Annotated in this window: 17 protein-coding genes; 12 read left to right on the top strand and 5 right to left on the bottom strand. The window is 70.9% G+C overall.

What is annotated here, in order from left to right:
- Nucleotides 1-3 precede the first annotated feature (3 nt).
- Nucleotides 4-1,659, bottom strand: a complete 1,656-nt coding sequence (locus FBY41_RS07310; RefSeq protein WP_141842695.1) for an NAD(P)-binding protein — start codon at nucleotides 1,657-1,659, stop codon at nucleotides 4-6.
- A gap of 226 nt (nucleotides 1,660-1,885) precedes the next feature.
- On the opposite strand from FBY41_RS07310, the gene FBY41_RS07305 reads away from it, so the two are divergent.
- From FBY41_RS07305 to FBY41_RS07275, 7 genes are all read left to right on the top strand, one after another.
- A complete protein-coding gene (locus FBY41_RS07305; protein WP_141842692.1) occupies nucleotides 1,886-3,115 on the top strand; it encodes an ATP-grasp domain-containing protein in 1,230 nt (409 codons plus the stop codon).
- A complete protein-coding gene (locus FBY41_RS07300) occupies nucleotides 3,115-4,038 on the top strand; it encodes a Type 1 glutamine amidotransferase-like domain-containing protein (RefSeq protein WP_260439609.1) in 924 nt (307 codons plus the stop codon). Before FBY41_RS07305 ends, FBY41_RS07300 begins: the two co-directional genes overlap by 1 nt.
- Complete coding sequence (locus FBY41_RS07295) at nucleotides 4,035-5,186, top strand: alpha/beta hydrolase (protein WP_141842688.1); 1,152 nt, start codon at nucleotides 4,035-4,037, stop codon at nucleotides 5,184-5,186. Before FBY41_RS07300 ends, FBY41_RS07295 begins: the two co-directional genes overlap by 4 nt.
- 127 nt (nucleotides 5,187-5,313) lie before the next feature.
- A complete protein-coding gene (locus FBY41_RS07290) occupies nucleotides 5,314-6,042 on the top strand; it encodes an esterase family protein (RefSeq protein WP_141842687.1) in 729 nt (242 codons plus the stop codon).
- A gap of 233 nt (nucleotides 6,043-6,275) precedes the next feature.
- Nucleotides 6,276-6,686 (top strand): hypothetical protein, encoded by a 411-nt coding sequence (locus FBY41_RS07285; RefSeq protein ID WP_141842685.1) that lies wholly within the window; start codon nucleotides 6,276-6,278, stop codon nucleotides 6,684-6,686.
- 101 nt (nucleotides 6,687-6,787) lie between these two features.
- Nucleotides 6,788-8,680, top strand: a complete 1,893-nt coding sequence (locus FBY41_RS07280) for an ABC transporter substrate-binding protein (protein ID WP_141842683.1) — start codon at nucleotides 6,788-6,790, stop codon at nucleotides 8,678-8,680.
- A 140-nt stretch (nucleotides 8,681-8,820) separates the two neighbouring features.
- Nucleotides 8,821-9,258 carry an iron chaperone gene (locus FBY41_RS07275; RefSeq protein ID WP_141842681.1) on the top strand — a complete coding sequence of 146 codons (438 nt, stop codon included), beginning with the start codon at nucleotides 8,821-8,823 and terminating at the stop codon, nucleotides 9,256-9,258.
- A 124-nt stretch (nucleotides 9,259-9,382) separates the two neighbouring features.
- Here the strand turns inward: FBY41_RS07275 and FBY41_RS07270 are convergent, their stop codons facing one another.
- Together FBY41_RS07270 and FBY41_RS07265 are read right to left on the bottom strand one after the other, a co-directional pair.
- Nucleotides 9,383-9,946: a GNAT family N-acetyltransferase gene (locus FBY41_RS07270; RefSeq protein WP_141842679.1), complete on the bottom strand. Its 564-nt coding sequence runs from the start codon at nucleotides 9,944-9,946 to the stop codon at nucleotides 9,383-9,385.
- A gap of 154 nt (nucleotides 9,947-10,100) precedes the next feature.
- Nucleotides 10,101-10,907, bottom strand: a complete 807-nt coding sequence (locus FBY41_RS07265) for a GTPase (protein WP_260439608.1) — start codon at nucleotides 10,905-10,907, stop codon at nucleotides 10,101-10,103.
- Nucleotides 10,908-11,244: 337 nt separating this feature from the next.
- Between FBY41_RS07265 and FBY41_RS07260 the strand changes: the two genes are divergently transcribed.
- From FBY41_RS07260 to FBY41_RS07245, 4 genes are all read left to right on the top strand, one after another.
- Entirely contained in the window at nucleotides 11,245-11,640 is a 396-nt protein-coding gene (locus FBY41_RS07260) for a VOC family protein (RefSeq protein WP_141842677.1), read from the top strand.
- An 83-nt stretch (nucleotides 11,641-11,723) separates the two neighbouring features.
- Nucleotides 11,724-13,673 carry a GAF domain-containing protein gene (locus FBY41_RS07255; protein WP_260439607.1) on the top strand — a complete coding sequence of 650 codons (1,950 nt, stop codon included), beginning with the start codon at nucleotides 11,724-11,726 and terminating at the stop codon, nucleotides 13,671-13,673.
- Between the two features lie 208 nt (nucleotides 13,674-13,881).
- On the top strand, nucleotides 13,882-16,452 hold the full coding sequence (locus tag FBY41_RS07250) for a M14 family zinc carboxypeptidase (protein WP_185748931.1): 2,571 nt from the start codon (nucleotides 13,882-13,884) through the stop codon (nucleotides 16,450-16,452).
- Between the two features lie 87 nt (nucleotides 16,453-16,539).
- On the top strand, nucleotides 16,540-17,439 hold the full coding sequence (locus FBY41_RS07245; RefSeq protein WP_141842674.1) for an NAD-dependent epimerase/dehydratase family protein: 900 nt from the start codon (nucleotides 16,540-16,542) through the stop codon (nucleotides 17,437-17,439).
- Nucleotides 17,440-18,056: 617 nt separating this feature from the next.
- Here the strand turns inward: FBY41_RS07245 and FBY41_RS07240 are convergent.
- Entirely contained in the window at nucleotides 18,057-19,364 is a 1,308-nt protein-coding gene (locus tag FBY41_RS07240; protein ID WP_141842672.1) for a glycosyltransferase, read from the bottom strand.
- A gap of 78 nt (nucleotides 19,365-19,442) precedes the next feature.
- Between FBY41_RS07240 and FBY41_RS07235 the strand changes: the two genes are divergently transcribed.
- Complete coding sequence (locus FBY41_RS07235; protein ID WP_141842670.1) at nucleotides 19,443-20,090, top strand: TetR/AcrR family transcriptional regulator; 648 nt, start codon at nucleotides 19,443-19,445, stop codon at nucleotides 20,088-20,090.
- A gap of 156 nt (nucleotides 20,091-20,246) precedes the next feature.
- Here the strand turns inward: FBY41_RS07235 and FBY41_RS07230 are convergent, their stop codons facing one another.
- Nucleotides 20,247-22,214 carry an acyl-CoA dehydrogenase family protein gene (locus FBY41_RS07230; protein WP_141842668.1) on the bottom strand — a complete coding sequence of 656 codons (1,968 nt, stop codon included), beginning with the start codon at nucleotides 22,212-22,214 and terminating at the stop codon, nucleotides 20,247-20,249.
- Nucleotides 22,215-22,618 lie beyond the last annotated feature (404 nt).

Here is a 22,618-nt window from a genome sequence, read left to right as displayed (position 1 = left end):
CGCTCAGCCCTCCGGCTCCGGCTCGGGGGCCACTTCGGCGACCATCTCGATGGCATGGACGGGGCACTGGCGGTAGCAGGCGCTGCAGCCGGTGCACCGGTCGAGGTCGAACTCGTAGCGCTGCCCGACGCCGAGCTTGATGACGGCCTCCTCCGGGCACGCCCCGAGGCAGCCGTCGCACTCGAAGCAGTTGCCGCACGAGAGGCAGCGCCCGGCCTCGTAGGTGGCCTCGGCGGGGGTCAGCCCGGTCAGCACCTCGTCGAAGGTGCGGCTGCGCAGGGCGGCGTCGATCTCGTGCTGCTCCCGCCGCTCGTGCTCGCCGAAGTACCAGAGGTTGAGCTTGTCGAAGTCGGCGCGCTCGTGCTTGGGCGCGGGGGCCCACTCGGTGTCGTGCAGCCAGGCGTCGATGGTGTGCGCCGCCCGCTTGCCGTGCCCGACGCCGATCGTCACCGTGCGCTGGCTCGGCACCGCGTCGCCCCCGGCGAAGACGCCCGGGGCGCCCGTCATGAGGGTGCGCTTGTCGACGCGCACCGTGTCGTCGTCGAACTCCACCCCCGGTATGCCGCGCAGGAACGTCGTGTCGCTCGCCTGACCGAGCGCGAGGATGACGGTGTCGGCCTCGAGCGTCTCGAACCGCCCTGTGCCGTGGGGCTTTCCGTGCGCGTCGAGCTCCTGCAGCTCGACGGTGAGGTCGTGCTCGCCCATCGACGAGATCGTGCGCAGCCAGTTGATCCGGATGCCCTCCTCCTCGGCGTCGTGGGCCTCCTCCTCGTGCGCCGGCATCTGCTCGCGGGTTCGGCGGTAGACGATGATCGTGTCGTCGGCGCCGAGTCGTCTCGCGACGCGCGCCGCGTCCATCGCCGTGTTGCCGCCGCCGTAGACGGCGATCCGTCCGGCGAGACCGGCGCGCTCGCCCGTCTCGACCTCGCGCAGGAACGACACGGCGTCGAGGACGCGCGCGGCGTCGGCGTTGGGGATGTCGACGTGCTTCGACAGGTGTGCGCCGACGGCGACGAAGACCGCGTCGAAGCGGCCCTCCCGGCGCTCCAGGTCGAGGTCCTCGACGCGATGCCCCTGCTCGAAGGTGACGCCCAGCTCGGCCAGCCGACCCACCTCCGCGTCGAGCACCTCGCGGGGCAGACGGTAGGAGGGGATGCCGTAGCGCATCATCCCGCCGGGCAGCTCGCCGCTGTCGCGCACCGTGACGGCGTGGCCGAGGCGGGTCAGGTGGTAGGCGGCGGAGAGGCCGCTCGGTCCGGAGCCGACGACGAGCACCCGTCTGCCGCTGCTCGCCGGGGGTCGCTCGAACGTCCAGCCCCGCTCGATCGCGAGGTCGCCGAGGAAGCGCTCGACGCCGTGGATCGAGACGGCACCGTCGAGCTCGGCCCGGTTGCAGGCCGCCTCGCACGGGTGGTAGCAGACCCGCCCGTGGATGGCCGGGAGTGGGTTGTCGCGGGTCAGCTGGCGCCAGGCGCCCTCGTGGTCGCCGGCCTTGACGAGGGCCAGCCATGCCTGGATGTTCTCCCCGGCAGGGCAGCCGGCATTGCACGGCGGCAGGAGGTCGACGTAGACCGGTCGCTGGGTGCGCACCGGCCCGGAGCGGAGGCGACCGAGCCCGAGCGGGGCGAGCGGGGTGAGGTCGCGCTGCGGTCCGGACACCGGCGTCTCCTGGGTGGTCCGCGAAGTGGTCCCCGGCCGGGACGCCGAGGGCTCGGCTGTGTCCTTCGAATACTACGAGAGGTAGTTGACCATGAGGGGCCGTTCGTGACGGTCGTGACGCACGGCTCAACCGGTAGGCCGCAGGGGGCGGACGGCATACGACCGCGCGGGGTGCGCCGCCGGCGTTCCGTGGCGTCGCCGCGGGTCGACCGATAGCGTCGAGCCCGTGAACATCATCTTCGTGGAGCCCTCGTTCCCCGCGAACCAGCGGCGCTTCGTGCACGCGCTCGCCTCCGTCGGGGCGAACGTCTACGGCATCGGCGAGACGGAGGAGGGGCACCTCGACGGCGAGCTGCGCGAGCAGCTGAGCGGCTACTACCGCGTCGGCTCGGTGACCAACGTCGACCAGATGACCGAGGCGGTGCGCTACTTCCAGGGCCGCGTGTGGATCGACGGGCTCGAGGCGACGGTCGAGGCGCACACGATGCCCGCGGCGCACGTCCGCGAGGCGACCGGCATCCCCGGCACGAGTGTGCGCACGACGTGGCTGTGCCGCGACAAGCCCTCGATGAAGGAGGCCCTGCGGCAGGCCGGCGTGCCGACTGCCGCGAGCGCTGCGGTCGATTCCGCCGCGGAGGCGCACGAGTTCGCCGACCGCGAGGGCTACCCCCTCATCCTCAAGCCGCGCGCGGGCGCCGGGGCGCAGGGCACGGTCCGCGTCAATGACGAGCACGAGCTGCTCCACGCGCTGCAGGGCTACGCGCGCGAGGGCGCCACCTCCATCGCCATCGAGGAGTTCGTCGAGGGCCACGAGGGCTTCTACGACACGATCACCGTCGACGGCGAGGTCGCCCACGACTGGGCGACGCACTACTACCCCAACGTCCTCGAGGCCATGCGCCACCGCTGGATCTCGCCGCAGTTCATCACGACGAACCGCATCGACGATCCCTCCAACGCGTTCTACCGCGAGGTGCGTGAGCTCGGCCACCGCGTCATCGACGCCCTCGGCATCGAGACGTCGGCGACGCACATGGAGTGGTTCTACGGCCCGAAGGGCCTGAAGTTCAGCGAGATCGGCGCCCGGCCGCCCGGCGTCGGCGCGTGGGACCTCTACTCCGCCGCCAACGAGGTCGACGTCTATCGCGAGTGGGCGCACGTCATCACGCACGGCCGCCCCGAGCAGCCGATGAGACGCACGTATGCCGCCGGCATCGTCGCGCTGCGCCCGGACCACGACGGGGTGGTGACGGGCTACAGCGGCATCGACGAGATCCAGGCCCGGCACGGCGCCTCGATCATCGACGCCCACTTCCCTCCCGTCGGGCACGGCACGCAGGCCGTCGAGGCCGGCTACATGGCCAACGCCTGGGTGCGGGTGCGCCACCACGACTACGACACCGCACGGGCCATCCTCGACGACGTCGGGCAGACGATCCGCATGCACGCGCGTTGATGACGACGATCCTTCTCGGGCCGCAACGGTTCACGACGACCGTCGGTGCCACGGTGCGCTCCCTCGGCCTCGACGGCCCGATCGCGATGATCAACTCCGGGTGGGAGGAGCGCGAGAGCGAGGACGCCGAGCTCGCCGGGCACCTCGACGGTCGCGGCGTGAACCTCCGGCTGCACCACCGGATGATGGACGTCCTCGAGAAGGACGAGCACTTCGCCGCGGCAGCACTGCTCTTCCGCGACCGGCAGGACGAGCTGCGCGCCTTCTACGGCATCCGGCTGCAGGCGGCGATCGACGCGGTGCAGGCGGTCGCGCACCGCTCGTCGCTCCACGCCATCGGGCCGGTGGCCCTCGAGTCCGCCGTCGAGGCGGTGCGTGCGGTCGACGCCTGGTATGCCGCCGAGCTCGACGACCTCTACCGCTCGGTCCGTGCCACGGCGCCTCCCGACGAGAGCGGCACCATCGGCTGGCACCGCGGCGAGATCGGTGCCGTCCTCGACGGCTGTGCCGGCGTCGTCATCGCCGGCGGCAACGTGCGCACCCTGTTGCGCACGCTGCGCGTCTTCAACGTCGAGATCAGGCCGGAGCTGCCGGTCGTCGCCTGGTCGGCGGGGGCCATGGCGCTCACCGACGAGGTCGTCCTCTTCCACGACCACGCGCCGCACGGCGTCACCGCGGCCGAGGTCTTCGACCGGGGCCTGGGGCGGCTGCCGGGCATCATCGCCCTGCCCCACGCGAAGCGGCGGCTGCGGCTCGAGGAGCACGACCGGATGAGCATCATGGCCAGGCGCTTCCCCGACCACCGCCTCACCCTGCTCGACGACGGCACCGTCGTGCGCTTCCCCGACGGGGCGACCGACCTGCCGGCCGGGGCGCGCTACATCGGCCTCGACGGCCACGTCGCCGTGGTGGGTGCCGCATGAGCCCGCCCCAGCGCCTCGCCGTCAACCGGCTGCGCGAGAGCCTGCCGCTCGACGGCCCGGCCATCGACCGCTTCGTCACCCGCTTCGGATCGCCGATCATCGAGGGCGAGCGCGCCACCTTCCTCTACCGCGGCGACGTCGACGAGGCCTGGGTGCGCCACCGTGTCGTCGGCCTGCCGGATCCGTTGCCGCTCAAGCGCATCGGCGAGTCCGACCTGTGGTCGGTGACGACGGTGCTGCCCGAGGGGTCGCGCGTCGAGTACCAGATCGAGATCCGCAAGGGCGAGCACTACGAGCGCTTCAACGACCCGCTCAACAGCCGTCTCGCACACAGCCCGATGGGCTCGTCGTCGGTGTGCGCCGCGATCGGCTACCGCGTGCCGGAGTGGGCGCTCTTCGACCCCGAGGCCCGCCCGGGCACGCTCGTCGAGGAGCAGATCCGCAGCAAGGCGCTGCGCCGCGACCAGCCCGTGCAGATCTACCTGCCGGCCCGCTTCAACAGCGCCCAGCGCTACCCGCTCCTCATCGTCCACGACGGCACCGACTACCTCCAGTTCGCGGCGATGAAGACGGTGCTCGACAACCTCATCCACCGCCTCGACGTCGACCCGCTCGTCGCCGTGTTCGTGCCGCCACGCGACCGGCTCAAGGAGTATCCGCACCACGCCCCGCACGCCCGCTTCATCGCGCGCGAGCTCGTGCCGCTGCTCAACGACCGGCTGCCCCTCATCGACACCCCCGAGGCGCGCTGCCTCATGGGCAGCTCCTTCGGCGGCGTCGCCTCGCTGTCGACGGCAGTGCGCTACCCCGGCTACTTCGGCTCGCTGCTGCTCCAGTCGGCCTCGCTCGTCTTCACCGACATCGGCTTCGACCACGGCGGGGGGCCGGCCTTCGACCCGGTCGTGAAGTTCGTCAACCGCTACCGTCAGCGGCCCACCGCTGTCGTCGACCGCATCTTCATGACGTGCGGCGTCTACGAGCCCCTCATCACGCCGAACCGCTCGATGGTGCCGGTCTTCCGCCACACCGGAATGCGGGTGCGCTACGTCGAGTCGCGCGACGGCCACAACTGGGAGAACTGGCGCGACCGCCTCGGCGACGGGCTGTCGTGGCTCTTCCCCGGCCCCCAGAAGTTCGTCTACGAGTAGTCCACGCAACGCCGTGGCTCACGGCCGCGAGCCCGCCCGCAGCCCCGTGGACGCCCGTGGACCCCCGTGGACCCTCGGAATGACCCGTGGTTGAGTGAGCCCCAGCGACAGAGAGGCAGGTAGCGCGATGAAGGTGACCGACCGGTGGTACTCCGACCGCCTCGGCCAGGACCTCACCGTGGCACGGTGGGGCTCCTACGGAAGTCCCGTGCTCCTCTTTCCCACGGCCGGTGGCGACGCCGAGGAGGCCGAGCGACGCCAGATGATCTCCCACGTCGAGCCGCTCATCGCGGCCGGGCGGGCCAAGCTCTACTCCGTCGACAGCATCGCGGGGCGCGCCCTGGCCGAGCGCCAGGGCTCTGCCGAGCACCAGCTCGCCCTGTTCAACGCCTTCCACGAGGCGATCGCCCGCGAGGTCATCCCGGCGATCCACTCCGACCTCGGGGGCCAGCAGATCCCCGTCACCGTCGCTGGCGCGTCGATCGGCGCCTTCAACGCCCTCGCCATCACCTGCCGCTACCCCGAGCTCGTGCGGTCCGCGCTCTGCATGAGCGGCACCTACGCCATCGAGCAGTTCCTCGGTGGCTACGTCAACGACGACCTCTACTTCAGCTCCCCGCTGCACTTCCTGCGCGGCCTCGAGGGCCCGCAGCTCGACACCCTGCGCACCCGGATGATCGTGCTCGCCACGGGCAGCGGCCGCTGGGAGGACGCCGGGGAGTCGTGGGCCGTTGCCGACCTGCTCGGCAGCAAGGGCATCCCGAACCGCGTCGACGACTGGGGCCCCGCCTACGACCACGACTGGCCCACCTGGTGGGAGATGCTCCCCCTCTATCTCGACGACCTGCTGCCCTGACCGGCCGCCGCGGGCTCGGTGGGACCGGTGCCGCACCAGGTGTCCCGCGGGCGTCGCGGTGCCGCCTGGTCTGGGGAACCCGGCCAGACGGCATACCCCGACGGCGTATGCCGCGTGCCCGGGGAACCGGGCGCCCTCGCGCTGTGAGGGGCTGGGGTATCACGCCGGGGCCGTGGCTGCTCTGAGAGGAACAGGCTCGCGCTGAGCGGGCCCCCTTCCGTGAGGTCCCCGTCATGAGCACTTCCGACGTCTTGCTGATCAAGGCCCCCGAGGCCTGGCCCGTGCCCGTCGTCGCGACGCTGGCGATGGTGCTGCTCGCCGGGCTCGACCTCGCCGGCGCCCTCTTCGCCAAGGAGTGGGCCGAGAACGGCAACGTCCGCGCCCTCGTGCTCGGTGCCGGGGCCTTCCTCGTGCTCTTCTGGGTCTACGCGTCGTCGCTGAAGTACGCCGAGCTCGCCCTCGTCACGATGGGGTGGGTCGTCATGCTCCAGGTGGGGCTCGTCCTCATCGACCGCTGGCGCTACGGCGTCGAGCTGCCGGCGGGCAAGTGGGTGGCCATCGGCGTCGTCCTCGTGGCGCAGGGCTACCTCGTGCTGGCGCCGGGGGTCGAGCGCGCAGCGAGCATCGCGGGCTCTGCTGGATAGAATGCGGCGACGGCTGGGAGCGCGCTCGACGCGTCCGGGTGGTCAGCCGGCACCAGTCGCGCCGCTCATGACCGAGGGGCGCTCGCCCAGTGAGGAGCCCCATGCGTCGTCCCGTCGCCCGACGTGCGCAGCGCGCGGCTCGGACGATGGGCCTGCTCGCGGTGGCGGCTGTGCTCGGCACGGCGGCCTGCACGACCGCACCCGAGATGACGCCCGCGACGACGACAGGGACGGCGACGCCGACGGCCACGGGGTCGAGCGCCGGCCCCGCGCCGCTCGTCGTCGAGACCGTGTTCGACCACTCGACGCTCGACCCGACGCGGCAGTACGACCGCAGCGGCGCCCTCCTGTCGAAGGCGCTCTACGAGACCCTGACGACCTACGACGGAGCCGACCAGACCAAGCCCCAGGCGGGACTGGCGGAGTACACGATGTCGCCCGAGGGCAAGTGGCTGACGCTGCGGCTGCGCAGCGGCCGCACCTTCTCCGACGGCACCCCGGTGACGAGCGACGACGTCGTCTTCACGCTCGAGCGGGTCAAGGGCCTGCGGGGACCCGCGGCCTCCATGCTCGGCAACGTCACCGCGCGCAAGGTCGATGACCGCACGCTGACGCTGACCTCGCCCGACGCCAACTTCGCGCTGCCGGCGATGCTCGCGAACCCGGCCTTCGGCATCCTCAACTCGCGGGCCGTCAAGGCCAACGGCGGCGCGATCGGCCCCGGTGACACGGCCGACCGGTGGCTGTCGACACACTCGGCCGGCTCCGGGCCCTACGTCCTCTCCGGCGCCAACGGCAACGAGGTGCGCCTCACCGTGAGCCCCACGTGGACCGGCGCCGCGCCCGCCTTCCCCGAGGTCATCGTCCGTGACGCCGACCCCGGCCGGCAGGTCTCCGACCTGACCTCCGGCAGGGCCGACGTCGCGCTCGACCTCTCGCCGGCGCAGGCCGACCGCATCGCCGCGGCGGCGACCGGGGCTAGTGCGAGCACGTCGCCGGCCACGGGAGCCACGGGGGCCGCCGGGCCGACGGGGGCGGCGGGGGCGACTCCGGCCACGCCGGCCACGCCGGGAGCGACCTCACCGACCACCTCACCGGTGGCGGTGATGGCGGCCCTCTCGTCGACGACCGCCTTCCTCATGCTGCACCGTGACCCGGCCGTCAACGCCTGGACCGCCAACCCCGACTTCGAGGAGGCCGTGCGTCTCGGCATCGACCGGCAGGCCGTGAGCACGGCCGTCCGCGACGCGATCCCGGCCGCCGGAGTCATCCCGATTGGCATCGTCGGCTCGCTCCTCGCGCCCACCGGCACGCCCGCCGGCACCGTGACGGTCCCGCCCACCCTGGCGACGACGCTGGCCACGCCGGTCGCACCTCCGACGACGGAGCCCGGGCCGGACGACCTCCCGCCGACACCCGGTGCCACCCCCGAGGCCACCCCCGCCCCGATCGTGCCGGAGCGTGACCTGGCCGGAGCGCGCGCCGCGCTCGCGCGCTCGGGCTACAAGGGCCAGCCGATCCCGTTGACCTTCGCGCGTGACCTGCCGATCCAGGGCGTGCCGACCTCCTCGGTCGCTGCGATCGTCAAGACCCAGCTCGCCTCCGTCGGCATCAACGTCGTCCCGACGCCGCTGCCCGCGGCCCAGGCGCTCGAGCGCTATCGCGCCGGCCGCGACGCCTTCAGCCTCTGGAGCTGGAACCCCGACTACACCGACCCCGAGAACTACCTCGCCTTCGCACCCGGCGGCCTCGTCGGCCAGCGGGCCGGGTGGTCGGTCGGCGCCGACGCCGACATCGACACCCTGACCGATGCGGCGCGAGCCTCCGTCGGCGACGACCGACCGGACGCGTATGCCGCGTGGCAGCGCGCGCTCAACACGGCCGGACCGTTCGTGCCGCTCTTCCAGCCCTCGAGCCACCTCGCCCACGGTCCGCGGGTGACGGAGCTGCCGACCAACCCGGTCTGGACCCTCGACCTCGCCGGAGTCAGCTGACCGCCGGCTGCGGGGCGAGCGGCATACGGCTGCTGGGTGATCGGGGCCGCGAGTCGGGAGGCGCCCCGGGGCCGGTCGGGCCTAGCCTGTCTGCGGTCGGCACCGGTGCCGAGCCCAGCTGCGTCGAAAGGATCCCGAGCATGCCCGAGAACACGTCCGACGGTTTCACCGCCGAGGAGCGCGCGGCGATGAAGGAGCGCGCGGCCGAGCTGCGCGCCGAGGGCAAGAAGGGCGCCAAGCAGGCCGACGGTCTCCAGGACGTCCTCGACAAGATCGCCGAGATGGCACCCGACGACCGCGCACTGGCCGAGCGGGTGCACGTGACGGTGACGCGGAACGCTCCCGAGCTCATCCCGAGGACGTGGTACGGCATGCCTGCCTACGCGAACTCCGAGGGCAAGGTGGTGGTCTTCTTCCAGGACTCCGGCAAGTTCAAGTACCGCTACTCCACGCTCGGCTTCCAGGACGCGGCCAACCTCGACGACGGCGACATGTGGCCGGCCTCGTTCGCGCTCGTGAAGTGGAGCCCGGCCGTGGAGAAGAAGGTCGCTGCCCTCGTCAAGGCCGCCGTCTCCTGACGCGCGCAGGCCCTGTCGACCGTCAGACCCACAAACCCCCATCGCGGCGCCTGCCCCAGCACGAGAACCGGGGCAGGCGCCGACTTCGTGAGTCCGATGAGCGGCCTGCCGGCGCCACGCAGCCTCAGGGCACGGTGCGCCGCATGACGCAGTTGAACTGTCCCTTCGGGCGGACGTAGTCGAAGCCGGCCCGCTCGAACAGCGTGCGCGTGCCGCTGTAGAGGACGGCCTCGCGCTTGCCGCCCTTGTCGTGCGGGTAGCCCTCGACGGTGCCGCCGCCAGCCGCCGCGATGAGGTCGACCGCGCCCTGCAGCGCGACGTCCGAGAGGTGCTTCCGGCGGTGGCGCTTGTCGACGAAGATGCACGTCACCCGGTAGTCGGGCAAGACGTCGGTCTCCTCCTCGTACTGCTTGCGGTGCCGGATGTTGGGCAGCTCCGCCGGCGAGCCGAACTGCGCCCACGCGACCGCCTCGTCACCGTCGAAGACGAGCGCGGCGTGGGCGCGGTCCTCGTCGACGAGGCACTGCTTGAGCCGCCGGTTCGCCTCGTAGGTGCGCTCCTTCTCGGCCGACATCGTGTGGAACCACGTGCACCAGCACCCGCCGAAGACGCCGCCGTGCCGCTCCATCAACGCCGCGAAGGCCTCCCACGTCTCCGGTGTCAGCGCCTTGACCTCGTATGCCGTCAACGGTCCCCTCCTCCGACGGTGGCGGCCGGTCGTCGCCTCTTCGTCCAGCATGCCCCGCGGGGCGGTCGAATCGGGGGCCGCGACCGGGCCGAATGGAACGGAGGCGCGCGCGGGAGGTCAGCACACGGCATACGCCGTCGTGCCGCGCATGCCGTCAGGCGTGGCCGCTCAGCTGGCCCAGCCGGTCGGCGAGGGCGTCGACCATGGCGCCGGCGCGCTTCTCGGGGAAGGCGGACTTGCGGTCGCCCCCGCTGCTCGAGACGGGCAGCACGTCGATCGAGAGCTTGGCGCCGCCGGCCAGGGCGCGCAGCGCGTCGACCCGCTCGGCGAAGGGCGAGCCGCTGCCCGGGGAGTAGTAGCGCACGACCTCGTCGATGTCGTCGGGGTAGAGGTCGGTCTTGGTCACGGCGATGATGAGCCAGATCGGCTTGTTGCGGCGCACGGCCATCGAGGCGATGCGGTGCGAGGTGATCGTCCAGTCCTCGAGCTCGGCTGCGAGCTGCTCCTCGCGCGTGCCGGTGGCCGCGCCCGTGGTGCCGGCAGCGCGGCGCGGGGTGGCGTGGCCGTTCGCGACGACGTGGATGACGCCGTCGACGGGCTCGTCGTGGAAGACCTCGTCGAGCGCGCCGAGCCGCGTCGCGGCGTTGTCACCCGGCACGACGAGGAAGCGGAAGCCGTGCAGCTTGGCGCCCTTGCGGGTGCGCCGCTCCATGACGGCCGAGCCGACCTGCGCGACGGCGTCGTCGGTGGAGCGGCGGGTCAGCCGGTCGACGAGCTGGCTCTTGCCGACGCCGGTCATGCCGGTGACGGCGACCATGGGGTAGCGGTCGCGCAGGAGCCGGCTCAACCGCTCGGGCGCCTGGGCGAGGGCGGTCAGCAGACCGGTGGCGACGGTCGCGCCCAGCGCGGTGCGGCTCGACGGCGGCAGGATCGTCTTGATCCGGGATGAGGTCTGAGACACGGTGCCTCCTCGGCGTGCTGGTCTGGGGCCAGTTGACCCTAGAGCCTACGTTTCGTACCCGTGCCGGTGCGCGGCGCACCGGTGGGCAACGAACAACACCCCGTCCTGGCGAGAGGACAGGGTGTTGCGTCTCCGACTCTAGTGGTGTGTCCGCTGAGCGCGTCGCCCGGGATGGCGAGGCTGTGGCGCGATGGGACGTTTGGGACGGCGCGGACCACACCGGCTCGCGCTGCGAGCCAAGTTCGTGGTTTGGCTGCGACATCGCCGAGCAAGGTGTATCGCGGAGGGAGGGTCACCGTCGAGGTGGTCCACAGTCCGCTCTCACCAGGAGGAACCCATGCTCAGGAGTGCATCTGTCACCGCCAACATCCCCGCCTCCGATATCGAGCGGGCCAAGTCGTTCTACGCCGACACCTTCGGCCTCGAGCCGGCCACCGAGGTCGGTGACGGCGGCATGCTCATCTACCGCACCGACGGCGGCACGGTGTTCAGCCTCTATCAGACCGAGTACGCCGGCCAGGCCGGTCACACCATCGCCCAGTTCCACGTCGACGACGTCGTAGGCGAGGCGCGCGCCCTGCAGGCCAAGGGTGTCTCGCTCGAGACCTACGACATGCCGGGAGTCGAGTGGGAGGACGGCGTCGCCGACATGGGCGGCATGGGTCAGGCGGCCTGGTTCAAGGACAGCGAGGGCAACATCCTCTGCATCGACTCCGGCTTCCCGCAGGACTGAGCAGCAGGGCGTGAGCCGACGCCGACCCTAGCGAGGTTGCGACGTTCTCGACCGCGCGCGCTCCGACGGGAGGAAACTTCACGGTGGAGCGCATCGAGGCACCGAGGATGGGGGAGCCGCGCATGGTCTGGTCCGGAGAGGCCACGGAGGACAGCATCGCCGTGATGTCGCGCCAGGCGCTCGTGGGGCGTCTCGCGCAGGTCAAGGAGCAGTTCCGGGCCACGAGCGACATCCTCAAGGTGTTGACGAGCTCGTCGGGAGACCCCGACAAGGTCTTCGACGCCGTCGTCGAGAACGCCCGAACGCTGCTCAACGCGGCCGTCGCGCAGATCTACCTCGTCAAGGGCGCGACGTACGTCATCGCTCGCCAGAGCGGCATGTCCGAGGAACACCGTCGACTCCTCGAGCAACACCCCATCAAGCGCGACCGCGGCACCCTCGTCGGCCGCGTGACCATCGACCGCCGGATCCACCACATCCCCGACGCCCTCGCCGATCCGGACTACAGCCGGTCCGACCTCCAGAGGTTGGCCGGCTTCCGGTCGATGATCGGCGCACCGCTCATCGTGGGAGACGAGGTGGTGGGCGCACTCAACGTGATGCGCAACCGGGTGGCCCCCTTTGACGACGTCGACGAACGCGTGCTCGCGACGTTCGCCGAACAGGCGGCGCTCGCGCTGCGCCACGTCGACCTCTTCGCCACGCTCGAGAGCAGGTCCGCCGCGCTCGAGAGCAGGTCTGCGGAGCTGGCACGAAAGGTCGAGCAGCTCGAGGGTCTCGCCGACGTCGGTGCCGCGATCAGCTCGACGCTCGTGCCGGACGAGATGCTCGCCACGATCGTGTCGCACGCCGTCGATCTTTCCGGCACCGACGGCGGTTCGCTGATGGAGTACGACGAGGCGACCGGGCTCTTCCGGGTGCGAACCGTGTACGGCACGAGCGACGACACCGTCGCTGCCCTTCGCGCCGCCGAGATCCACATCGACCGGACGTGGGTCGGCAGGGCGGCTCGGACCCGCTGGGTCCTGCAGATTCCCGACCTGGACGAGGCCCAGCTCGACGAGCACCTGGCCGTCCTGCACGCGGCCGGCTGGAAGTCGCTCGTCGCCGTCCCGCTCGTCAGTCCAGACCGGGTCGTCGGCGTCCTCGTCGTCCGGCGAAAGAGGACTGGCTCCTTCAGTGGTGAGACGTGCGACCTTCTCGACGCCTTTGCCAGCCAGTCCGCCGTGGCACTGACGAACGCCCGCCTCTACCAGCAGCTCGAGCTGCAGAGCGCCGACCTGGCCGAGGCGAGCAGGCACAAGTCCGAGTTCCTCGCGAGCATGTCGCACGAGCTGCGCACCCCGCTCAACGCCGTCATCGGGTTCTCCGAGGTGCTCCTCGAGCGGATGTTCGGTGACCTCAACGAGCGGCAGGAGGACTACCTCAAGGACATCCATGCTGCCGGCAGCCACCTGCTCGCGCTGCTCGGCGACATCCTCGACCTGTCGAAGATCGAGGCGGGGCGGATGGAGCTCGACCTCACCACGTTCGAGGTGGACGACGTCATCGGCCAGGCCCTCTCGCTGGTTCGCGAGCGGGCGGCGCTGCACGGCATCGAGCTCACGCTCCACGCCCAGCAGGACCTCGGGCTCGTCACCGCCGACGAGCTGCGCCTCAAGCAGGTGCTGCTCAACCTGCTGAGCAACGCCGTCAAGTTCACACCGGACGGGGGCTCGGTCGAGGTTCACGCGCATCGCGACGCGGGCGACCTCGTCGTCACGGTCACCGACACGGGCATCGGCATCTCGCGAGAGGACCAGGCCCGCATCTTCGACTCGTTCCAGCAGGGCAGCAGATCTGCGTCGACGACGGAGGGCACCGGACTCGGGCTGACGCTGAGCAAACAGATCGTCGAGCTGCACGGGGGCGCGATGTGGGTGCGGAGCACTCTCGGGGAAGGGAGCACGTTCGGCCTCAGGATCCCGCAGACGGCCGTGACCGAGAAGGCGCGGGACCAGCAGCGGTCGGCCGACGACCTGTCGGGCGCCTGACCGACCGGAGGACGGTGGCCGCGTAGGGGTCGCTGCCGTCGGCCAAGGACAGGTAGGTACCGGCCTTGTCGCCGGACCGTGCCCGGAATCAAATGGTATGTACGACTTGGCGCCACGTCATGTGCGCCTATCTCAGCCCATTGACGGACTTCTCCCAGCGGTGGTTCAGTGGAGTTTCGGCTTTCCCGTCCGCTCGATGGGGGTTGTCATGCACGGCAGGGGCACTGCTCACCCGATCCGACTGGCCGGTGGCCTGACAGCGCTGGCACTCGCAGCCGCGCTGCTCGTCACGGCCCCGACCGCCGGGGCGCAGGCGGCGTCACCGCCCGGACCCGCAGCGGTCGCGGCGGCCTCGGTGGCTCCGGCGGCTTCGGCGGAGCCGTGTGACCCGTTCACCGCTCCCTCGCTGGACGCGAGCGTCCCCACCGCGCGCGACGTCATCGGGATCGACCTCGGCGACCGCGACGTCACGACGCAGGAGTCGGACGCCTACCTCGGCGCGGTCGCCGACGCGAGCCCCAAGGTCACTCAAGGTGTGCTCGCCACCTCGGTGCAGGGGCGCCCCCTCCGCTACGCCGTCGTCGGGCAGGAGAAGTGGGTGACCCCCGCTGGGCTGGAGCGCATCGGTCGAGACCTCGGGCGGCTGCGCGACCCGAAGACGCCCGAGGCGCAGGCGAGCCAGACCATCCGGTCGATGCCGTCGATCCTCTGGGTCGCCGGCAATGTGCACGGCGGTGAGGAGAGCGGCACCGACGCCGCGCTGCGGGTGCTCTACGAGCTCGCCGCACGCACCGACTGCGCCGCCGACGAGATCCTCGACGACGCGATCGTCGTCGTGCTGCCCACCCAGAACCCCGACGGGCGCGAGGCCGACACCCGGCGCAACGCATACGGCTTCGACATGAACCGCGACTGGTTCGCGCGGACCCAGCCGGAGACCGACGGCAAGGTGGAGATGCTGCGGAAGCTGCCGCCGCAGCTGTTCATCGACGCCCACGAGATGGGTCGGGCGACCTACTTCTTCCCGCCGAACGCCGACCCGGTCTACCACGACATCGGGGAGACGCCGCTCGACTGGATCTACAACCTCTACGGGCCGGCGATGCAGGAGGCCTTCGGGCGGTTCTCGATCCCCTACTTCAACGGCGACGTCTACGACCTCTTCTACATGGGCTACGGCGACAGCGTGCCGGCGACGGGCTTCAACGCCGCCGGCATGACCTTCGAGAAGTCGAGCGGTGACCCCGCGTCGCAGCGGGTGCAGGAGCAGTACGTCGCGATCTGGGCGACGCTGAGCGCAGCGGGGGCGAAGGACGACGACCTGCTGACGCAGTGGCGCGCCGAGCACGTCAAGGCCTACGAGCAGGGAGTGGCCGGAGAGCTCGAGCCCAACCAGCTCTACTGGGAGGGCGCGCCGATCACCAACCCCGTGCCCGACATCACCGTCAAGCACTACTTCCTGCGCACCGACGACCCGGCCAAGACCGAAGAGGTGCAGCGCGTCGTGCGGCGGCTCCAGCGGATGGACGTCGACGTCTTCCGCCTCGTGCGCCCGCTCACGGTTCCGGACTACACCCCCTACGGGCGGCCTGCCGCCTCGACGACGTTGCCGGCGGGCACGTACTGGATCCCCATGGCGCAGGGCCAGAAGCACTGGGTCCAGGCCATGCTCAACGAGGACACCTACGTCCCGTTCCCCTACTTCTACGACGTGACCGCGTGGAGCTCGCCGCTGCTCGAGAACATCGCGGGCGGCCGCTCCGGCGCGGACCTCAAGCCGCAGGCGGCTCCGCTCGCGCTGCAGGCCGAGCCCGTCACGGCTGTCGCGGGCGCGGCCCCTCGACTGGGCGTGTGGCAGATCTCTGCCACGTCGACCGGTTCGATCGAGTCCGCGGGCTGGCTGCGCTGGTGGCTCGACAACCGCGCCGGGCTGAAGCACACCGACCTCACCGCGGCACAGATCGCTGCGGGGGCCCTCGCCGACATCGACGTGCTCGTCGTGCCCAACGGCTCGGACTCCACTGCGTCCAACGCCCTCGGTGCGGCGGGGCGCGCTGCCCTCGACCAGTGGGTCCGCGACGGCGGCCGGCTCATCACCCTGCGAGACAGCTCACGCCTCGCCACCCGGCTCGGCCTGACCTCCGCGTCCTACACGTCCCCGACGTCCGACATCCCCGGCTCGCTGATCCGCGTGGAGGTCGACCCGGCGAGCCCGCTGTCCGCCGGCGTCGGCGACACCGCGTGGGCGATGTACGAGTACGAGTTCGTCTGGTCGGCTGCCGCGGGCGCGACACCCGTGCGTTACCCCGCCGCGGGCGACCCGGACTGGTTCATCTCGGGCTTCGCCGAGGGCGAGGAGCAGCTGCACGGCACGTCGGCCGTCGTCGACGAGAGGGTGGGTGACGGCCGCGTGGTCCTCTTCGGCTTCGACCCCAACTACCGCGCGTTCACCGGCGGCACGGCGCGGATGCTCCTCAACGCCATCACCGGCCCCGACCCGTCGGCGTCCGTGCAGGTTGGCGCGGCGGCTCCTCGGTCGACGGCGGCAGTGTCAGCGTCGGACCGCATGGTCATCAGCGTCCGCCCTGGCGCAGCCGACCGCGTGCAAGCACTGCTCGCCGCTCGTGGGGCGTCGGCCGATGTCGTCCGCTCGCCTGGGGTCGTCAGCTTCCGGGTCGACCTCGGCGGCCGGACCGCCGACGAGCACCCGTGGGCGCAGGAGGTCGCCCTCGACGCGGCCAAGCTCGGGCCTCAGGTGGTGGCCATCCGGCTGCCGTAGGGGGCGGCGCCTCTCGGGGGCGCGGGGTGTTCTGGGGTATGCCGTGCACGCTGAGTTCGCTTGCGGCGCGGGTGGTTGGATCGAGCCATGCGCATCTTCTTCACGGGCGGCAGCGGCAAGGCCGGCAAGCACGTCGCACCCTTCCTCGCCGAGCAGGGCCACCAGGTCACGAACGCCGACCTCGTGCGGTTGGGGCACCCCGACGTCGCTGACCTGTGGGTCGACCTCACCGACATCGGCGAGACGTACTCGGCACTCGCGGGACTCGCGCGCTTCGACGAGCTGGAGCTTGCTGCCAAGCCGGCATACGACGCCGTCGTGCACTTCGCCGCGGTGCCGGCGATCTTGCTCACGTCGGACGCGAAGACGTATGCGACGAACGTGCTCAGCACCTACAACGTGCTCGAGGCGGCGACGCGGCTCGGCATCCGCAAGGTGATCTTCGCGTCGTCGGAGACGACCTACGGCGTGTGCTTCGCGCAGGGCGAGCGGCGTCCGCTCTACGTGCCGGTCGACGAGGAGCACCCGACGGTGCCGGAGGACTCCTACGCGATGTCGAAGGTCGCGAACGAGGTGACGGCGCGCTCGTTCCAGGCGCGCACCGGCGCCGACGTCTACGGGCTGCGGATCAACAACGTCATCGAGCCGCACGAGTACGCCTCGTTGTTCCCGCCGTTCCTCGCGGATCCGGCGCTGCGGCGGCGCAACATCTTCGCCTACATCGACACCCGCGACCTGGGGCTCATGGTGCAGCGGTGTCTCGAGGTCGACGGCCTCGGCTACGAGGTCTTCAACGTCGCGAACGCCGACATGTCCGTCGCCGCGACGACCGACGAGGTGCGCGAGCGCTTCTACGACGGGGTGGAGCTGCGCCGGCCGATGGGGCGCGACGAGACCTTCTACTCCATCGACAAGGCGCGGCGGCTGCTCGGCTACTTGCCGCAGCACTCGTGGCGCGACGTCCTCCCGGACCCCAACGCAGCGTGAAGGCGGTCGTCATCGACGACGACCGCGGGCGTATGCCGTGCCGAACGTCGGTGGACGGAGTGGCAGGCAGCGCTGCGGCGCGGGTATCCGAAGAGGTCCTCCATCCCCGAAGATGAGCCGTATGCAGATCCGTCTGGACACCTCGTCGCGAGGTGAGCCGGGGGTGGTCGTGCGAGCCGCTCGACGCTGATCTCGTCAACCCCCTGACTGCCGGTCTGTATCGGGTCGTCGGCACCGCGCAGGTGGGCCGGGGTCCAAGGAACTGGGCACTCGACGAGGGTGACTGTCGAGTGCCCAGTTCTCGACGGGTGTGTGTATGTCGAGTGCCCAGTTCTTGACACTCGGTGAAGGTGCGAGGCGTTTGGCGGTGGATGACTGAGCGTCACCGCGCAGGGTGCATTCCCTGGACGACGTGCCGCACGACGTCTCCCTGCTGGACCTCGCGCCGGCCGGCGCGGGGACGGGGTGGGCGGTTCGACGAGGTGTCCGTGCTCGAGGGGCCCCGGGCCGGTTCTCGATGCGGCGGGATATCCGCCGGCATCGGTGCTGGCGTGGCCCGATCGCACCGCAGCGACCGCGATGGGCTGGGTGAGGCGCAGACCAGCTGGTCCGGCCCCTCACGTGGTCTCGGATGGCCGTGGGCCCTGGGGGCGGACACCGTCGATGATTTCCACGAGGCGTTCGAGGCCGCCGGCCCGGTCCATGCTTGTGGCGATGGCCTGTGCCTTCGCCCGGTAGACGGGATCGTCGAGCACGGAGTGAACGGCAGTTCGGACCGCGGTGGGCGTGGGGGTTTCGGTGTTGAGGCGGCGTCCGGCGCCGGACCATGCGACTCGACCGGCCACTTCCGGCTTGTCCTCCTTGCCGCCGCTGGTGACGACCGGGACCCCGTGGCGCAGCGCGTACTGCACGCCCCCGTAGCCGCCGTTGGTGACGAAGACGTCGGTCTTGGGCAGCAGCGAGTCGTACGGCAGGTATGGCGCTGCTCGGGCGTTGTCGGGCAGCGGCGGCAGCGTGTCGAGGGAGCGTCCGCCGGTGGACACGACGACGAGCACGTCGTCGTCGGCGAGCGCCGTGAGGGTCGGGGCGATGATCTGGCGGTAGTCGCGGTTCGCGATCGTGCCTTGGGTGACATGGACCACGGGCCGCGTACCGTCGAGGTCGTGCCACCACGGCGGAAGGGGTGCCTGCGATCCGCTGGCCGAGATCGGGCCGACGAAGTGCAGGGTCGAGGGAGCGTCCGACCTCGGGTACTCGAACTCGGGGACGGTGAACTGGGCGATCGCCTCGGCATGCCTGGGCCAGTCGAGCACCGGGTACGGCAGGGGCCGCCCGAATAACCCGCGATGGATCTCGTCGGCTGCGCGCTCCGCAGGCGGGAAGACGGTGCGGGCGGCGAGCTGCGCCAACAGCGCGTTGCGCACTCGACCGACCGGACCCCGGAGCGGGGTCAGCCCCATGCCGTAGGGAGCAGTGTCGCGGCTCGCGAGCGTCAACGGCACGACACCGCAGACGAGGACCGGGGGCCGGTCTGCGTGCGCGTGGCCGCCGACGAACGCGGCGCCCACGAAGGCGGGGTCGGCCAACAGGACGTCGGCGCGCTCTGTGGCGTGCATGGCCATGACCGCCTCGTGCTGCGCTTGGGCGGGCCGGACGAAGACGTGTTCTACGTCGAAGGCGAGAGCCTTGGCCCCCTTGAGCGCGGCGCGCTCGGGGAACGTCTGGGCCAGGTCCTGCCGGTCGTCGAAGTCCGCCTCGTCGGGCAGGGGGATGTGCTCGGCGCCGGTGTCGCTCACCAGCTCGACGAAGCGGGCGCCTGTCAGGAAGCGGACACGGTCGCCGCGCTCTCGGAGCCTGCGAGCGACGCTCAGCAGCGGAGTGACGTGCCCGTGGACCGGAACGGTCGCGATGATGATGGATGCCATGACTCACCTCGCCGATGCTGCGACGCTCAGGTTTCAGCGCCATCTCATAGTGTTCACCTCTATGGGATAGTGGTCAATATGCCAAAGCGTGACAAGGCCGCCCGCCCGTACAACTCCGATCTGCGCCGGCGCCAGGCCGCCGACACGCGCCTCAGGGTGGTGCGGGCGAGCCAGGCCCTCTTTGAGCGACAGGGTTACCGGGCCACGACGTTTGCGCAGCTCGCAGCCGAGGCCGGCGTGTCGGTCAAGACGGTGCAGGAGCACGGGCCCAAGTCCGCTCTGCTCCAAGCCGCGGTCGAGCTGGCATCCTTCGGGGTCGAGGGCGAGACCGACTTCTTCGCCACCGATCTGGGTCGGGCGATGCTGCAGGTCGAGAGCGCGGACGAGCTCGCGAGCATGATCGGGAGCGCGATGCTCGCGATCAACACTCCCTCGGCCGGCCTCTGGATGACGTTCGTGAGCGCGGCCCACGCCGACCAGGAGCTGAGCCGCTACCACGCTCACATGCTTTCCCTGATTCGAGCACAGGTCGAGCATGTGCTGCGCTACGTCGACGCCCGCGGCTGGCTCCGGCGCGACGTGCCCCTGGACGACCTCGTCGAAGCCTTCTGCATCATCACGTGCCTCGAGACCTACGTACGGTTCGTCGAGCACGACGGCATACCACCCGCGCGCTACCAGGAGTTTGTGGCGCGGACCGTCCGCGAGACCATCCTCGCGCACTGACTGGGACGCCCCCGCTCCGTTCCGCGCGAGTGGTCACTGCCCATGTTCGTCGCTGATCGTGACACCGGCGGCGGGCCAGCGGGCCATGACGGAGGGCGGCTGCTCCCGTGGCGGCTTCCGTCGCGCGGCGCAGCGAGGACGACTCACTCCACGAAGTCACCGGAGGGGGCGCCAGACCGACTCCGCCTCGCTGGGCCCCGGCGACCATTCGGCGATCCACGGTCCGGTGCCCTCGCTCGGGTCGAGCACGCCCTCCTCGAGCCATGTGTAGTCGCCGGCCAGCACACTCCGCGCCAGCCGCGAGTCGGTGGCATCGGTGTTGGTCCAGAGGGCGGCGAACAGTGTTTCCACGCGCAGCCGGCTCTGGTCGCAGAACGCGTCGGCGAGCTGGTAGGCGTGTCGGCCACGCACGTCGTCGTCGACGCGCAGCATCTCGGCCCGGCTGCACGCGGCCGTCATGGCGAACAGCTCGGCGCCGATGTCCACGACCCGGCCGAGGAACACTTGCCGGTACTCCAGCTTCGCCTGCCAACGGGAGATGCCGTAGAACGTGTGCCGCGCCAGCTTGCGACTGGACCGCTCCACGAACCGCAGGTGCTCGGCCAGAGGCCCGAACTCCGCATACGACATCGGGGCGGAACCGCGGCCGGCAACGAGGTGCGGCAGCCATTTCGCGTAGAACCCACTGGCTCCCATCGCTGCCCGCGCCTTGTCCTGGAACGTCGCGTCCTTGTCCGCCAGCGCGCCGGCCGCCTTGAGGTGGGCGTCCACGGCCTCCCGGGCGATGAGCAGACGCATGATCTCGCTCGAGCCCTCGAAGATGCGGTTGATCCGCGCGTCGCGCAGGACCTGCTCGGCGGGCACGGCTCGCTCGCCGCGGGCGCGCAGGGACTCGGCGGTCTCATACCCTCGGCCGCCACGGATCTGCACGAGCTCGTCGGCGATCTTCCACGCCATCTCGCTGGCCCACAGCTTGGCGATTGCGGCCTCGATCCGGATGTCCTTGCTGCCGGCGTCGGCGAGCTGCGCCGACAGCTCCAGCACCGACTCCAGGCCGTAGGTCGTGGCGGCGATGAAGGCGATCTTCTCGGCGACGGCGTCGTGCTCGCCGATCGGCCGGCCCCACTGCACCCGCTCGGAGGACCACTCGCGCGCGATCTTCAGCGCCCACTTGCCCGCCCCCGCGCACATCGCGGGGATGGCCAGCCGCCCGGCGTTGAGGGTGGTGAGCGCGATCTTGAGGCCGTCGCCCTCATTGCCCAGCCGGTTCTCGGCGGGGACCCGCACCTGGTGGAAGCGGGTCAGACCGTTCTCGATCCCCTTGAGCCCCATGAAGGAGTTGCGCCGCTCGACGGTGATCCCCGGGGAGCTGGCCTCGACGACGAACGCGGTGATGCCTCCCTTCCGGCCGTCATGCGCGGGCACCCGCGCGATGACCACGAGCAGGTCGGCAACGACGCCGTTGGTGGTCCACAGCTTCACGCCGTCAATGAGGTATGCCGTGCCGTCGGCCGTGGGGATGGCTGTGGTCGCCAGCCGGGCCGGGTCGGACCCCACGTCGGGCTCGGTGAGCAGGAACGCGGAGATGGCGCCCGCGGCGCAGCGGGGCAGGAACGCCTCCTTCTGCTCGGAGGTGCCGACGAGCTTGACCGGCTCCGGCACGCCGATCGACTGGTGGGCCGACAGCAGCGCGCCGATGCTCGGGTGAGCGGAGCTGGCAAGCATCAGCGCCTTGCCATAGGACGACGTGGTCAGACCGAGCCCGCCGTACGCGCGGGGGATCTTCATGCCGAAGGCGCCCACGTCGGCCAGGGCCTTGACGTCCTCGTCAGGAATCCGCGCCTCGCGCTCGATGCGGGCGCCGTCGATGTGGTTGCAGACCTCGCGCATCCGGATCAGGAACTCGTCACCGCGGGCCTCGTCGCCAGGATCGGCCCGGGGATGGGGGTGGACGAGGTCGAGGTCGAAACGGCCGAGGTAGAGGCCCTTGGCGAAGCTCGGTCGGTCCCACCCCTTCTCGCGAGCCGCCTCGACGACCGCGCGCGACTCCCGCTCGGTGGCGTCAACACGACGGGTGCGGTCGGCCTGCTTGGTGGACGGGTTCTCCCTGACGTCACTGCTCATTGGCCTCGCCTCCTGTACCCAGTGTTACCTCTGGGTAGCCCGAGCGAAAGCGGTAGGGGGCCCGACCTTTCCAAGCCCCTCGAGTGCTCCAGCACGCAACCTGCGCTGGCTGACCATGGTTTGAACGAGATGGTCTGGACGTGTCTCGCCGTTCTCCAGCTATGGGACACGTGCGGGACCTCGTCCGCGAAGAGGTCAATGAAGGGTGGCTGGCGGCGGGGTCTGAGACGTGCTCACACCAACAGGTCGCCTGCTCATCGTGTGACCCGGCCACGACATACGCCGAGACACCCAGCCGCGGTCTTGTCCCAGCGACGCCGGAGATCTGGGGCACTCAGGCGCGTGCATCAGAACGGTTATAACCACCGCATCGTCACGTAGTAAGAGCATCTGTCTACTATTGG

This window comes from Humibacillus xanthopallidus, assembly GCF_006716675.1.
GTDB lineage: Bacteria > Actinomycetota > Actinomycetes > Actinomycetales > Dermatophilaceae > Humibacillus > Humibacillus xanthopallidus_B.
This window is presented reverse-complemented; position numbering and strand designations above follow the sequence as displayed.

What these genes read in the sequence shown, in the direction of transcription:
- FBY41_RS07285 (WP_141842685.1), top strand. Translation starts at nt 6,276, where the DNA reads ATGAGCACTTCCGACGTCTTGCTGATCAAGGCCCCCGAGGCCTGGCCC.
- FBY41_RS07275 (WP_141842681.1), top strand. Translation starts at nt 8,821, where the DNA reads ATGCCCGAGAACACGTCCGACGGTTTCACCGCCGAGGAGCGCGCGGCG.
- FBY41_RS07260 (WP_141842677.1), top strand. Translation starts at nt 11,245, where the DNA reads ATGCTCAGGAGTGCATCTGTCACCGCCAACATCCCCGCCTCCGATATC.
- FBY41_RS07300 (WP_260439609.1), top strand. Translation starts at nt 3,115, where the DNA reads ATGACGACGATCCTTCTCGGGCCGCAACGGTTCACGACGACCGTCGGT.
- FBY41_RS07235 (WP_141842670.1), top strand. Translation starts at nt 19,443, where the DNA reads ATGCCAAAGCGTGACAAGGCCGCCCGCCCGTACAACTCCGATCTGCGC.
- FBY41_RS07295 (WP_141842688.1), top strand. Translation starts at nt 4,035, where the DNA reads ATGAGCCCGCCCCAGCGCCTCGCCGTCAACCGGCTGCGCGAGAGCCTG.
- FBY41_RS07290 (WP_141842687.1), top strand. Translation starts at nt 5,314, where the DNA reads ATGAAGGTGACCGACCGGTGGTACTCCGACCGCCTCGGCCAGGACCTC.
- FBY41_RS07250 (WP_185748931.1), top strand. Translation starts at nt 13,882, where the DNA reads ATGCACGGCAGGGGCACTGCTCACCCGATCCGACTGGCCGGTGGCCTG.
- FBY41_RS07240 (WP_141842672.1), bottom strand. Translation starts at nt 19,364, where the DNA reads ATGGCATCCATCATCATCGCGACCGTTCCGGTCCACGGGCACGTCACT.
- FBY41_RS07280 (WP_141842683.1), top strand. Translation starts at nt 6,788, where the DNA reads ATGCGTCGTCCCGTCGCCCGACGTGCGCAGCGCGCGGCTCGGACGATG.
- FBY41_RS07245 (WP_141842674.1), top strand. Translation starts at nt 16,540, where the DNA reads ATGCGCATCTTCTTCACGGGCGGCAGCGGCAAGGCCGGCAAGCACGTC.
- FBY41_RS07230 (WP_141842668.1), bottom strand. Translation starts at nt 22,214, where the DNA reads ATGAGCAGTGACGTCAGGGAGAACCCGTCCACCAAGCAGGCCGACCGC.